Annotated in this window: 11 protein-coding genes; 6 read left to right on the top strand and 5 right to left on the bottom strand. The window is 40.1% G+C overall.

Annotated features, from left to right (window positions below):
• Positions 1–7 precede the first annotated feature (7 nt).
• Positions 8–3115, top strand: coding sequence for a response regulator (locus C7B62_RS01830; protein WP_106232901.1), 3108 nt, complete (start codon positions 8–10; stop codon positions 3113–3115).
• A gap of 16 nt (positions 3116–3131) precedes the next feature.
• Here the strand turns inward: C7B62_RS01830 and alaS are convergent, their stop codons facing one another.
• The gene (alaS, locus tag C7B62_RS01835) at positions 3132–5816 is read right to left on the bottom strand and encodes an alanine--tRNA ligase (protein ID WP_106232902.1); all 2685 of its coding nucleotides are present in this window, start codon (positions 5814–5816) and stop codon (positions 3132–3134) included.
• A gap of 146 nt (positions 5817–5962) precedes the next feature.
• On the opposite strand from alaS, the gene hisC reads away from it, so the two are divergent.
• A complete protein-coding gene (gene hisC / locus C7B62_RS01840; RefSeq protein ID WP_106232903.1) occupies positions 5963–7012 on the top strand; it encodes a histidinol-phosphate transaminase in 1050 nt (349 codons plus the stop codon).
• A 156-nt stretch (positions 7013–7168) separates the two neighbouring features.
• Here hisC and radC read toward each other — a convergent pair whose 3' ends face one another.
• Positions 7169–7900 (bottom strand): DNA repair protein RadC, encoded by a 732-nt coding sequence (radC, locus tag C7B62_RS01845; RefSeq protein ID WP_106232904.1) that lies wholly within the window; start codon positions 7898–7900, stop codon positions 7169–7171.
• 69 nt (positions 7901–7969) lie between these two features.
• Positions 7970–8506 carry a bifunctional pyr operon transcriptional regulator/uracil phosphoribosyltransferase PyrR gene (pyrR, locus tag C7B62_RS01850; protein ID WP_106232905.1) on the bottom strand — a complete coding sequence of 179 codons (537 nt, stop codon included), beginning with the start codon at positions 8504–8506 and terminating at the stop codon, positions 7970–7972.
• 109 nt (positions 8507–8615) lie between these two features.
• On the opposite strand from pyrR, the gene pyrC reads away from it, so the two are divergent.
• The 3 genes from pyrC to C7B62_RS01860 all read left to right on the top strand — a co-directional run bounded on the left by pyrC (position 8616) and on the right by C7B62_RS01860 (position 10232).
• Positions 8616–9650: a dihydroorotase gene (gene pyrC, locus C7B62_RS01855; protein WP_106232906.1), complete on the top strand. Its 1035-nt coding sequence runs from the start codon at positions 8616–8618 to the stop codon at positions 9648–9650.
• Positions 9651–9769: 119 nt separating this feature from the next.
• Positions 9770–9925, top strand: a complete 156-nt coding sequence (locus tag C7B62_RS26000; RefSeq protein ID WP_199194027.1) for a hypothetical protein — start codon at positions 9770–9772, stop codon at positions 9923–9925.
• A 103-nt stretch (positions 9926–10028) separates the two neighbouring features.
• Positions 10029–10232 carry a hypothetical protein gene (locus C7B62_RS01860; RefSeq protein WP_106232907.1) on the top strand — a complete coding sequence of 68 codons (204 nt, stop codon included), beginning with the start codon at positions 10029–10031 and terminating at the stop codon, positions 10230–10232.
• A gap of 128 nt (positions 10233–10360) precedes the next feature.
• On the opposite strand, the gene C7B62_RS01865 is transcribed toward C7B62_RS01860, so the two are convergent.
• Complete coding sequence (locus C7B62_RS01865; protein WP_106232908.1) at positions 10361–10540, bottom strand: hypothetical protein; 180 nt, start codon at positions 10538–10540, stop codon at positions 10361–10363.
• A 129-nt stretch (positions 10541–10669) separates the two neighbouring features.
• A complete protein-coding gene (locus C7B62_RS01870; RefSeq protein ID WP_106232909.1) occupies positions 10670–12403 on the bottom strand; it encodes a hypothetical protein in 1734 nt (577 codons plus the stop codon).
• A 270-nt stretch (positions 12404–12673) separates the two neighbouring features.
• On the opposite strand from C7B62_RS01870, the gene bchD reads away from it, so the two are divergent.
• Positions 12674–14701, top strand: a complete 2028-nt coding sequence (bchD, locus tag C7B62_RS01875) for a magnesium chelatase ATPase subunit D (RefSeq protein WP_106232910.1) — start codon at positions 12674–12676, stop codon at positions 14699–14701.
• Positions 14702–14708: the final 7 nt, after the last annotated feature.

The following is a 14708-nucleotide window of genomic DNA, read 5'->3' on the forward strand; positions in this document are numbered from 1 at the left end:
AATTAAAATGAGTTCTCAGTTAGATCCAGCAATCCTCGCTGCCATTACCGCCGAAGCACGCCAGTGTTTTCTAGATGAAGATGCCCCTGAGTATCTAGAGATGTTAAGGTCAGGGATTCAAGACCGCGCCAATCCAGACTTTACTTCTTTATTTAGAGCTGCTCATTCCCTCAAAGGTGGTGCTGGGTTGGCCTGTTTAACCAGTTTGCAACAACTAGCTCACAAGCTGGAAGATGTTTTAGTGGGACTACAACAATCACAGATTGCCGAAGTCGAGCTTGCTTGGGCTTTAGTTGAAAATAGTGTTGATGAGATTGGCTTTGTGGTGAGTCAGGCGCACAATGTTGATGAGGCGATCGCCAATCCTGAATTGATTATTGCGCTGGAATCTTTGGTAAGCACTGTTGCCAATTCAGATTCAAATGCTCAAGAATCTAGCGAACAGGGAAGTAGTGATAATCAGGATTTTATTCGCCACACTTTAACAACTGAATTAGCCAGTAGTTTTGATGCGATTGAAGAATTAGAGTTAGACACCGAACCAGAATTGCTTGAGCCGTTATTGTCAGGTTTTGCTGATGAATGTGGCTTTTTAGCTCAAACGTTAGATCTTCCCTGGCTAGGAGAAGCCGTTACACCGATCGCTAAAGCATTAGAGTCAGACGGGATCGAGGCTTTATTGCTAACTAAAGATATTATTAGTCAGTTACGCCATAAAATTACTGAGTATTTAGAACAGGAAGCATCAAGTTCAGCAGATTCGTCCACAACCCAGCAAGCAAATCAAAGCCTAGTAACAAAAACTTTAAACGAAGATTTAGAGGAATTATGCCAAGCGATCGCTGCTTTGGAGATGGATACTCCCGAAGAGATTATTAAAGAAGCCATAGCAGGTTTTACAGATGAATGTACTTTCTTGAGTGAAACATTAGAATTACCTTGGTTAATTCAAGCACTTGCTCCCATTGAAAAATTATTAACTAATTGCGATTCTCTAGAAGCACTCTTAACAGTACAGGAATTAGTAGGGGAAATTCGTCAGCAGCGCGATATTTATTTAGCCAATAGTGCTGCTCCAGCCGAATTAGATGACGAACCAGAGGCAATTATCAGTAGTCAGGTTAATCAAAATCGTCAAGATGACCAGGCTTTATATTCACAGGCTGGATCGTTTGATTTTGGTGAAAGTGATGAAGATACAGCGTTGTCCACCGTCATGTTTGAACCGCCTGCTGCTGCTCAAGGCAAAATGGTTACCAAAGTAGCAGAAGCCTCAAAACCTGCTGCTAATAATCAAGTTAAGATTTCTCTAGAAAGACTAGAGGGTATAACTAATAACGTCGAAGAATTGATCCTGAGTCAATCTCGTATTAGTCGTCAACAGAGGGTTTTAAATCAGGCAAATCGCCGTTTGCGATCGCTAACTCGTCAGTTCGAACCGATTCGAGAACAGATTCAAGATTTATATAATCAACTTGCTGTTGGCTCATTTGGCAACTCTGACGCAGATTTGGCAGCCGTTAAAAATAATCAAAATGGGTTTGATTCTTTGGAAATGGATCGCTATACCGACCTACATTCTAGTCTACAAACTTTCCAAGAATTAATGCTCCAGATTCAGGAAACCCGCACTGATATTGATTTTATCGACCGAGAAATAGTAGAGAATCTAGAACAAAGCGAGAAGAATCTGAACACTCTATATTCCAAAGTTACTGATTCACGACTAGTTCCTTTTGAAACTCTGGCTAAAAGATTTATTCCCCAAATTCGTGGTTTGAGTCAACGTTTTGATAAGTTAGTGGATTTAAAAATTGAAGGAAAAAATACTTTAGTCGATCAAATTTTACTCGAACAGCTGCAAACTCCCTTAACCCATTTGCTCAATAATGCCTTCGATCATGGGATTGAATCTAAATATGAGCGTCTGGCTGCCAAAAAACCAGAAACAGCGACGATCGCTCTCAATGCCAAGCTACAAAATAATCAGCTAGTGATTACGATTAAAGATGATGGGGGCGGTATTAATCCTGAGAAAGTTTTTCAGCGAGCAGTGCAGCGAGGAATTTGCCCTCCTCATAAATCAATCCAAGATTTTCGATCAGAAGAAATAGTTAACTGGATTTTTGAACCAGATTTTTCTACCGCTGCTCAGGTAAGCGATATTTCTGGTCGGGGTATGGGATTAGATATTGTTTTGAATTTAATTCGTCAACTGCGGGGTCAGCTTTTTGTCACGACTGATGTTGGTTCAGGCTCTACCTTTACGATCAGCCTACCTTTAAACCTGAGTTTGCAGTCTTTGATGCTGATTCAGCTACAAAACAGATTGATCGCCATTCCTCACACCAGTATCTTGGAGATGATACCCTATCAAGAACTAGATTTTACCAATGACAGCCAAGAGAATTTAAACTGGCAAGGTAAGACAATTTCTTTGGCATCTGTGTCTAGTCTGTTTCCCTGCCCGCGAAAACCTCTGCAATTGGCACAAGGTCAAGTAGGGATTATTTTAGAAACTTCTTTTGATCCTTTAGCTATTTTAGTAGATGCGATCGCTGGGGAAGAAAAATTAATTGTTAAACCTTTTGATGAAACTATTCCTGTCCCGACCTATATTGTAGGCTGTACTATTCTTGGTACAGGAGAAGTAATTCCCGTGATTATGCCCCAAGGAATTACCAAAGATGCTCTTTCCTCTATCTCGATTAAAAATAGCACTACTACTGTCGCCCAAACTGCATCTACTATTTTAATCGCCGAAGATTCGGTAGCAACTAGAAGAATGCTTGAAAAGCTCTTACTGGCTGCGGGTTATCAGGTATTAGTCTGTCGTGATGGACAGGAAGCATTAGACCAAATTGGACAATATCAAGGACGGATTGATTTAATTCTCTCGGATATTGAAATGCCTAGAGTTAATGGTTTTGAACTTTTGGAAAAAGTTCGCGCTCAACCCGCCTTTAAAAAGACACCGATTGTGATGGCAACCTCTCGTACAGGAGATCGCCACCGACAAGAAGCTGAACGTTTAGGAGCAACCGACTATCTGAGTAAACCAGTTCAACCACAGGAATTAATCGACACGGTGGCGAGTTTATTGGCTAAAAAATAACCTCTGACTGCATAATCTAACCTAAACCCTCAATTAACTGTTGTTTGGCAGTAGCTAAAGCCTCGTCTAATTTACTGGCATCTCTCGCACCAGCCTGTGCCAAATTTGGTCTACCACCACCTCCACCACCGCAGATTTTAGAGATCGCACCGATGAATTTACCTGCCTGTAATTGTTTCTCTTTGATTACTTTTTGACTAAAAGCAGCAACTAAGCTAACTTTCCCTGGTTCGGGAATTGAAGCAATCACTACCGCAGCTTCGCCTAATTTTTGTTGTAGTCTTTCAGCAGCAGACTGGAGGGATTTCGCATCCATGTCTCCCATATTTGCTACTAAAATCTTATATTCACCCACGCTTTGAGCCTGAGATAGTTTACTATCTGATTTTGCTAATGCCAGTTCTTGTTTTGCTGCTTCTAATTCTTTTTGAGTAGCCTTTAATTCGTTTTGCAGACTGTTAACGCGATCGCTAATTTCTTCAGGTTTGATTTTAAAAGTACTGCTTAATTCCTTGACTACTTTGTCTCGCAGGTTAAGATAATCTAAAATAGCTGCCCCTGCTACAGCTTCGATTCTTCTGACTCCTGAAGCAATACCCGTTTCAGAGATAATTTTAAACACGCCAATTTCCGCAGTATTGGTAACGTGAGTGCCACCACAAAGTTCCATTGACACTCCAGGAAAATCAATTACCCTCACTTCATCCCCATATTTTTCGCCGAACATCGCTGTTGCACCTTTTGCTTTAGCCTCGGCGATGGGCATTACATTAACATCAGCTTCATGTGCTTCAGAAATCCAGGTATTAACTAATTCTTCTACCTGTTGTATATCATCAGCAGTTAAAGCACGAGGAGAATTAAAGTCAAATCGTAGGCGATCAAAGTTTACTAACGAACCTGCTTGAGACACAGAGTCATCAACCACTTTTTTTAATGCAGCTTGTAATAAATGGGTGGCGGTATGGTTTGCCTGTACTCGACGACGGCAAGCGCGATCTATAGTGGCGTTAACGACATCTCCTACCTTGACAGTACCTCGTTCTACCTTACCTTTATGAATTAAGATGTTACCTTGTTTTTGCACATCTTCAATGCGGATTAAGACATCATCGCCAGAAAGATATCCGCGATCGCCAATTTGCCCCCCAGACTCCCCATAAAAGGGTGTTTGGTCGAGAATAATCTGTACGCGATCGCCAGCAGCAGCCTCAGGGGTGTTTCGGGTCAGGGCGTTTCGCGAAATGTCCCTACTCTCACCATCATCATTACTAACCACAATACCCATAATCTGAGACTGGATAGCTAGTTGGGTATAGCCTAAGAAACTAGTCTCATCACTGCTTTTGACTATTTCACCAAGTGCATTTTGAGTCATCAGATCGATAGCCTCATGGGAATCCTGGGAACGAGTTTTTTGCTCCTCCATTTCTCGCTCAAAATTTTCGAGATCGATAGTTAATCCTTGTTCTTCAGCAATTTCTTGAGTTAATTCTAAAGGAAAGCCATAAGTATCATAAAGTTCAAAGGCATCCTTGCCTGAAATTTTTGGTTGAGAAAGGTTGGCGGTTTTAGCAATAATCTCTGCTAAGAGCTTCTCTCCTCTAGCTAAGGTTTTCAGGAATTGTGTTTCTTCCCGCTGTAACTGATTTTTAATAAAATCTTCTCGTTCTCTAACAGTCGGATACGCAGATTCAGCAAGAGCGATCGCTGTTTGAGCCACCTGAGTAATAAAATTACCCTCAATGCCAATTAATCTACCGTGACGAATTACTCGACGAATCAAACGACGTAATATATAACCGCGATCAGTATTTGATGCTGTTACCCCATCGGCAATTAAGTGAACTACTGCTCTAACATGATCGCCAATTACCTTGAGAGAAGTTTTTGTTTTCTCGTCGGCTTGATTGTAATTTATGGCGGCAATTTCCGCTGCCATCTTAATAATCGGCAGAATTAAATCGGTTTCAAAGTTATTGGGTACTTGCTGGAGGATTTGCGCCATCCTTTCTAAACCCAAACCTGTATCAATATTTTTATTTTCTAACGGCGTAAGATCTCCCTCTAGATCTCGGTTGTACTGCATAAATACCAAGTTATAAAACTCGATAAATCTGCTGTCGTCTTCCAAATCAATCTGTTCATCCCCCAATTCAGGATGAAAATCGTAATATAACTCCGAACAAGGACCACAAGGACCAGTTATCCCCGATTGCCAAAAATTATCTTTCTTGCCCATGCGCTGAATACGATTTTCAGCAATGCCAATCTGATCGCGCCAAATTGCAAAAGCTTCATCATCCTCTTCAAATACACTAGGCACAATGCGCTCTGCTGGTAAACCATAAACTTGTGTCGAAAGTTCCCAAGCCCAGGCGATCGCTTCTTCTTTAAAATAATCTCCAAAGCTAAAGTTCCCCAACATCTCAAAAAAGGTATGATGTCTGGCGGTACGTCCCACATTCTCAATATCGTTGGTGCGGATACACTTTTGAGAACTAGCAGCGCGGGGAGAGGATGCTCTGCGCTGTCCCAAAAAGATCGGCTTAAACGGCAGCATTCCTGCAATAGTCAACATTACTGTGGGATCTTCGGGGATTAAAGAGGCGCTAGGTAATATTTTGTGCTGTTTAGCTTCGTAGAATTTTAAAAATTTGTCGCGGATTTCGCTACCGCTGAGGTATGGGAGATCTGCCATAGTAGTTTAGATAAATGCAGTTTGCGTATTTATTTATTTTTACACTTTTCTAGTGCTATTGAGCCTCACCCTGAAAAGCAATCACTATGCTTGAGAACTATGGAAAAACAAACAATATACTATAAATATATTGCTCATTAATCGACATGAACTATTTTCGTCCTGCGATCGCCACAATACAAGGCTATATCCCTGGAGAACAGCCGAAGCCAGGAACACCAATTATTAAACTCAATACCAATGAAAATCCTTATCCCCCATCACCTCAAGCATTAGAAGTGTTACGCAGCCTAGATAGTGAGTGGTTAAGACGCTATCCCGATCCTTATTCGCGAGATTTCTGCAAGGCTATTAGTGAAGCTTTAGATGTACCTGCTGATTGGATAATTGTCAGCAACGGTAGCGACGATCTACTAAATATTTTGATTCGCGCCTGTGCCGAGGGAAAAGAGCGTAAAGTGGTCTATCCAACACCGTCTTACGTTCTTTACCGTACCCTAGCATCATTACAGGCGGCGGAGGTAGTAGAAGTTGCTTATCCTCAGGATTATCAACTACCTATTGTGGAATTAGCTGCCGCCGGAGGTGCGGTTACTTTAATTGCTACTCCTAATAGTCCTTCTGGTCACATTGTATCTCTCAAAGATTTACGGCAGTTGGCTAGTAGAGTGTCGGGGATTCTAGCTATTGACGAAGCTTATGTTGATTTTGCCGATTATTCGGCTTTGTCTCTGGCTCAAGAATTTGAAAACGTAATTATTTTACGTACCCTATCTAAGGGTTATTCTCTCGCTGGTTTACGTTTGGGTTTTGGCATTGCTAATCCCCAGCTGCTTTCAAATCTATTTAAAGTTAAAGATAGTTATAACGTTGATGCTCTGGCGATCCTAATTGGCGCGGCTGCGATGAAGGATCAAGCATATAAAAATAACTGTGTCGAAAAAGTAAAGCGATCGCGCAGTAAACTAGCAATAGATCTTAGACAAATCGGTTTTGAAGTCCAAGATTCTCAGGGGAACTTCTTGTTAGTCACCCCACCTAATCAGCAAGCAGCAAAGATTTACCAATCTTTAAAAGAAAAAAATATCTTAGTTCGCTATTTCCAATTGCCAGGATTATCAGATAAGCTACGCATTACTGTGGGGACTGATGAACAAAATCACCAATTACTTCAGGCGATTAACCTAAGTGCCTAAACAAAATTAATTACACATTATTATTCACCTTTTCCCTTTCCCCCTTTCCCTTTACCCAATTTCAACTAGGAAATTAATTTTACACGACTACTTATAACTTTGACGATGTTATTTCGTAGAGGCGAACGGGCTTTCTTCCCCACCTTTTCTTTTAACTTACTCTCCTTGAGGAAAACGCTCCCATAAATCCGTGCCTTGTCTAAGACTTTGATGATTGCCATTACCTAAGATGATGTGATCTAGCAGCGGGATATCTAAACACTGTGAACCCTGCAACAATTGTTCGGTTAAATAAATGTCTTCGGCAGAAGGATCTAAACTTCCTGATGGGTGATTATGAGCAACTATTAATTTAGTTGCTCCTTGCCGTACAGTTTCTCTAAAAATTTCGCGAGGATGTATTAAGGTTTCCGTAGCCGTACCAATGGTTAAAATTTTGGTAGCTAGTAGATAGTTTTTTACATCCAGCATTAAGATCGCAAAATGCTCCTGATTTTGCCACATTAAGTCACTACTCAATACTGCTGCTGCGGATGCAGGATTATCGATCGCCACTCGTTCATGTGGTTTAAAGATAAAGGCGCGTTTACCTAATTCCACTGCTGCAATGATAGTAGCCGCCTTAGCAGGGCCAATCCCAGGAATTCTCATCAACTCGCGAGGATTAACATCCCTCAACACATCTAAAGGTGCGCGTCTGTATTTACCTAATTCCTGTAGTATATGTTGGGCTAAACCAATTGCTGATAAGTTTCCTTTAGTTTGCCCTGTACTAATTAAAATAGCAATCAGTTCTGCTTCAGAAAGATTCTTTGCTCCTACCGCCATCAATCTTTCACGAGGCCTCTCACTGACGGGCAAGTCAGCAATTCTAAGGCGATAAGTCATAACTTGGCAAAATAATATTTTTGTATGACAAATATAACCCAGATATTACATTGATTAAATAAGCTACATCTAATCTTTAATTAATTCCACTGCATCTTTACCGTCGAGATCGTTTAAGTATACTTTGACCTTTTCTTCTGAAGCTGTCGGCAATTTTTTACCAATAAAGTCAGGATGTATGGGGAGTTCTCGATGTCCTCTATCAACTAGTACTGCTAACCTAATTAATTCTGGTCTACCATACTCTGTGACGGCATTCAGAGCAGCACGGATAGTACGACCTTTGTAGATTACATCATCTACTAACACTACAGTTTTATCTGTCAAATCCATAGGAATTTTGGTTTGAGCAGGAATGCGAGTCCGAATTTTATCTAAATCGTCACGATAGAAAGTAACATCGATCGCACCTACGGCAACAGATGTGTTTTCCAAAATCTCCATTTGTTTAGCTAATAAATGAGCTAAAGGTACACCCTTGGTATGAATGCCTAACAAAATAGTTTGCGATAAATCTGCCGATTTTTCGACAATTTGAGAAGCTAAACGGTTGATCGTACGACGAATTTCTTCAGCAGACAATATAGTAACTACTTGAGCTGACATTTATTACGGTGAGCAAACACTGCTTATTTCTGGTATTTATTGATTATATAGCTCAAGTTAAAAGTCAGTGAGATTAAGCTAGTGCCTAATTTGTACAGGAATCAAAATAATGACCAATCAAACTAAGCAAGTAGTGATCAATTCACCATTGGATATGCATCTGCATTTTCGCGAGGGTGCAATGGCGCAAACGGTAATTCCTTTGACCTCCCATGCTTTTGCAGGAGGGGTAATTATGCCTAATTTAGTGCCAGTAGTGGATAATTTAGAGCGTTTAACAGGATATCTGCAAGAGATTAAAACTAATGTTGGTCAGGATGTGTTTGAGCCTTACATGACAGTATTTTTTAAAAACTATACTTATCAAGAGTTAGAACAGTTAAAGCCATATATTTTAGGAGTCAAGCTTTATCCTGCGGGAGTAACTACCAATAGTGAAAATGGGGTTGCAGCCTTAAATCACGCCGAGGCTACGATTAAGTATCTTGAAGAGTTAGAAATTCCTTTATTAGTCCATGGAGAAACTCATGGCTTTGTGATGGATCGAGAAAAGCTATTCTTGCCAATTTTTGAGCATTTGGCGCAGAAGTTTCCTCAATTAAAAATTATCATGGAGCATATCACTACAGCCGAGGCGATATCTCTGTTGGATCGATATGAGAATATTTACGCCACTGTAACTTTGCATCATCTAATTATTACTTTAGATGACCTAGCAGGGGGCTTGCTTCGACCACATTTATTCTGTAAACCAATCCCTAAGCGTCCAGAAGATCGTGCTGCGCTACTTGATGCTGCCATTAAGGCTCATCCTAAACTGATGTTTGGTAGTGACTCTGCACCTCATCCCCTCGACAAAAAAGAAGCTTGTGGTTGTGCTGCGGGGATCTTTACTGCGCCGATCGCCTTACAGGCTTTAGTAGAGTTATTTGACCGACATCAGGCGATCGCTAATTTGCAGGCTTTTGTTTCCGATCATGCTCAACGTATTTATGGCATCCAACCACCACAAAAATCAGTAACTTTAGTTGCCACTCCATTCAAAGTACCCTCTATGTATGGCACTGTTACCCCCATGTTTGCTAACCAAGAAATATCTTGGTCGATTGCTCGAATCGACACCGCGATTAGTTGCAGTTTGTAAATATTATTGATGTAAAAATCGCATTTAGAATTGCCTTTTGTTGAGTTTTGGTAAGTTTCGCTACCAACAGTTGAAAAAATCAATGACAGCATGGGTGTAATTCTCCAACATCATGCAGCATGAATAACCACGCATCACTCGTAATTGCTTCAATTTTAGGTTTAGTCGCTGGAATGAGCCATGGTATGGTTTCTCACTACCAAAATCTGCCTTTTTCTCTGTCAGAGCAGGTTCTTGAATCAATTAACGTTAGTAATGGTAAAAGTTTTAATTAAAATTTAATTAAAAGCTCAAATATTAAAAAATCCAAAAAGTAGCTATTGTTACAATTTTTTGGGGATAATAGTAACTAATTTACTATTGTCGAGGTTGTAACAGATGCAGTCACCTACATCAAGGGGAAATTTATCTGCCTCCTATGCATTGATCGCGATTCCTTTAGTAGCTCTAATTACTTTTGTGGTTGGCTATACTGCTTCTCGCGCTGCTTTAGAGCAAACTCAAAACCAAAATGCAGTTTCTGAAGATTATAATTTGGTTATTCCACATGAAGCTAGCTTGTGGAGCGATTTTGCTAGATAGTTGAAATATTAGCTGCTGATCAATTAAGAGATTATTGAAAGTTAAACTAAATTAACAGGGAAAAGGCGATCGCATTGATATATTTATACTTTGCGATCGCCTTGTTCAATAATTACAATAATTTAAATTTAAAGTTCGTAACAAAACAAACCCATCTGAGGTAGCTCAAAACACCATTGATTGGAAGTTACAACCGACTGTTTTTTTGCTTGACTATCATTATTTGTTTTCTGAGATGCCTGTGCAGGCAAGGTATTTAGACTAAAAATAGTTAGGGCTAGTAAGATGTAAGATAATTGATTCTTCATGGTGTTTAAGGGTTGATAATTAAGTTTTATTAAGTTTTCTTTTTTTATATAAAGCCAGTATAAAATTGACACCATCAATGAGAAGTGATTATTGTCACTCTTCAAAACCCTATCTAGTCACTCGATCAATTACTTAACTTCAAGTTGGGATTGGTTTGGCTGCTGCTCTAAAAGACAAGAGCCTTTTAATAGCTTTAGAGTATCGGTGGATACAGCTAAACAAGACGGAATTATCTTGATTAGTGCAGGGGGATATTTTGACTTTAATTGCGCGATCGCTTGTTGGGTTTGCTTTGACCAGGAACTATTAATTAACCAATTTTTATTGAGTAAGTATTGGGTAGTAAAAGCATCGTGATCAAGCAGTAAGTAATTTACATGATATTGCTGAATAAAAGACTGAATATTTTTTAGCTCATGACTATATTGAGCCTGCAATAAATCAACCGTTCTTTGTTTTATTTGCTCATAATAAGCAGGATGATATGCCAGGGCAAACTCATCACCGACTAAAATAGATCGCTGGGAAAAAGCTGGTATATTATTAACTTCTATACTTAAGGATGCTACGAGGATATCTTTCGGCTGTTGGGCTAAATATTGATATATTTCCTTGGCTGTACCCACTCGCCAATCTTGAAACCAATTAATTGAAATATAGGGAATAGCAGGAAAAATAACTACCGTTAAGGCAAATAAAGTAATTAAGGTTATTTTAGTTTTTGCTAATAAATTGAATTGCTGTTTATTCTTCAACCATTGCCAACTTGAGTTTAGATAAATAGTCAAGACAATACCTGATGAGATCGCCAAGACAAACTGAATTGTGTGATATGTATAACGGCTAGGTAGATGTAGTTTTGGCAATAGTAAATGTGCCAAAAAAAACATTAGCAACGATGCTATTGTTACTTGAATTAAGATATTGATATTTTTAGTAGTTAGCTTAGAGATTGGTATTTTTTTATTTAATACCCAAGGTAATATTAATCCACTCCAAACTATCGTCGGAAACAATGGTAGAGTTAAACCACTAGAACCAGCCAACCAATATTTAAGGAAGCCTACACCAAAAAAAGGACTTCTTCCTCCTAAGTTAAATTCTGGCATTTGCTGCATTTGTAGAGCAGTAACAGTTGTTGCTAATTGTGCGGGTTTTTGGGTCAGCGGGTAAAGAGCGATCGCTGTCACCATAAATCCGATAATCCACCAGATATAATACTTTTTTTGATTGGTGAAGCTAATTATATTATTTCTATTTTTCTTACTTTGAAAGACGATTAATCTAAGACTAAGTATTACCATCTCGATTAAGATAATATGAGGATAAAATATTCCCTGTAGTAACAATAAAATTAAACAGGGAATAAGAGAATTTAGAGATAGATAATATAAGAAAGCAGCTAATAATGGATAAATAAAAGCTCTAGGGGTAGCTGAAACCAAATCATCATTGAGCCAAATTAATTGGTTGATTAATAAGCTGCTAATAAACCCAGCCAAAGGTAGAGAAAATATTTGCAGCGTAAACCAGTATATATAAATAGTAGTAAAGCCAGCTAACACTGGCGGTAAGAGCTTGGCGAATAGAATTGGCTCAATTCCAAGTTTTGCAGCGAATAAGTATAAAAATTTAAATCCAATTGGAGCAAGACTAGAAAAGTAATTAGCAATTAAATCATTGCGAAATAAATCAGCATCAACAAATCTTTGTAGCCAAACCACGTGCTGTCTAGCATCATCTTGGACGATATATTCTTGATTAAAAACAAAATAATAAAAGCAAAATCCGTAATAGAAGGCAACCAGCAAACTAATCCCCAAGCAGAAATTAGCACCCCGATGGTTATGATTATTTAACATTTACTGAGTATATCTAATCTGGCAAAACTGGCAAAACTAGCGTAACTGTTGCAGTTTTTTGTTGGCAAAATTCATCATCTCAACGGCATTAGCATAGACAGGTAGTCCTAAAGAGGTAAGGATATAGAATTTAAGAAATGTAGATTATGTGATCTCTATGCCAGCAGATTTACCACTTTGTCCCGAGGTATTGCTTTGAGTTTGATCCCCCAAATAGATTAAAGTTAAAAATCTAGGTTTTATTACCCACAAGAAATATAAGGCGATCGCATGGCTGCTGTAACTACTGCCCCCAGAAATTTTAACTTTCCTCTCACTGCCGTTATTGGTCAAGAATCGATTAAGCTGGCTTTATTACTATCGGCAGTCGATCCAGAATTGGGAGGTGTCGCGATCGCTGGTCGTCGTGGAACGGCTAAATCGGTTATGGCACGGGCGATCTATAATCTTTTGCCACCGATTGAAATTATTCAGGGTTCTCTCTACAATTGTGACCCTAATCAGCCTGGAAACTGGGATGATGATACCGCAGTTAAATACGGCAATACTGCTACAGAAGATATTCCTACACAAATTGTGTCTGCTCCTTTTGTGCAGATACCTTTAGGGGTAACAGAAGATCGGCTATTGGGTTCGGTGGATGTGGAAGAATCGGTTAAACAAGGTGAGCCAATATTTCAGCCAGGATTACTAGCCCAGGCGCATCAAGGAGTTTTATATATCGATGAAATTAATCTCTTGGACGATCAAATTGCCAATCAGCTCTTAACGGTTTTAGCTGATGGACGCAATGTCATTGAACGAGAAGGCATTAGCTTCCAGCATCCTTGTAAACCAATTTTGATTGCTACCTATAATCCTGAAGAAGGGGGATTGCGGGAGCATTTACTAGATCGCATTGCGATCGCTCTTTCTGCCGATACTGTCTTATCCCTCGAACAGCGAGTTGAAGCGGTAAACCAAGTAATTGATTTTACTAATTCCCCTAAAGACTTTATCACAGCTTATGAAGGAGATATCGATAGTCTGAAGACCGATATTATTCTGGCGCGGGAATGGCTCAAGGAAGTCAAAATAAGCCACGATCAGATTATGTATTTGGTACAGGAAGCAGTCAGAGGAACAGTTGAAGGACATCGTGCCGAACTGTTTGCTGTCAGGGTAGCTAAAGCCTGTGCTGCTCTAGACGGACGAGATCACGTGACTGCGGATGATTTACGTAAAGCAGTAGAGCTAGTCATTATCCCCCGTGCCACCACTATTGAAGTTCCCCCAGAAGACGCGCCTCAACCACCACCACCGCCACCACAGCAGCAGCTAGAGGACGAATCAAATCAAGATCAGGATGAAGACGAGACAGAAAACGAACAGGAAGAACAGGAGCAAGAACAAGAGCCACCAGCAATTCCCGATGAGTTTATCTTTGATATTGAAGGAGTTGTGTTAGATCCCGAAGTGTTAACCTTTGCTCAAACTATGCAGCGACAGGGGAAATCAGGGGCGCGAAATTTAATCTTTTCCGATGATCGCGGACGCTATATCAAACCAATGATTCCCAAAGGAAAGGTCAAACGGATTGCGATCGATGCTACTCTGCGTAATGCTGCCCCCTATCAAAAGGCACGACGGGAGCGTAACCCTGGCAGAAATGTAATTATTGAACAGAGCGATCTACGTTCCAAACGGATGGCGCGGAAAGCTGGGTCGTTAATTATATTTGTCGTGGATGCTTCTGGTTCGATGGCTTTAAACAGAATGCAGTCAGCTAAAGGTGCAGTGATGCGCTTGTTAACCGAAGCCTACGAAAATCGCGATCAAATCTCTTTGATTCCCTTCCGTGGGGAACGTGCCGAAGTATTGCTCCCACCTACCCGTTCGATTACGATGGCAAAAGGCAGATTAGAATCTTTGCCCTGTGGTGGCGGTTCGCCTTTATCCCATGGTTTAACCCAGGCGGTAAACGTGGGTATCAATGCCCAAATGTCGGGAGATATCGGACAGGTAGTAATCGTTGCTATTACCGATGGACGAGGTAATATTCCTTTGTCCCGTTCGTTAGGAGAAGTCCCCGAAGAAGGAGCAGAAAAGCCCAACATCAAAGAAGAACTGCTAAATATTGCAGGCAAAGTGCGAGGGATGGGCATGAAATTACTCGTAATTGATACCGAAAGCCGTTTTGTGTCCACTGGTTTTGCCAAAGAACTAGCTAAACAAGCTGGTGGCACTTATTATCATTTGCCCAAAGCTACAGATCGAGCGATCGCCGATATGGCAAGAGGCGCAATTGCTCAAATGTAATTAATGT

Origin of the sequence: Pleurocapsa sp. CCALA 161 (assembly GCF_003003995.1) — a bacterium.
GTDB lineage: Bacteria > Cyanobacteriota > Cyanobacteriia > Cyanobacteriales > Xenococcaceae > Waterburya.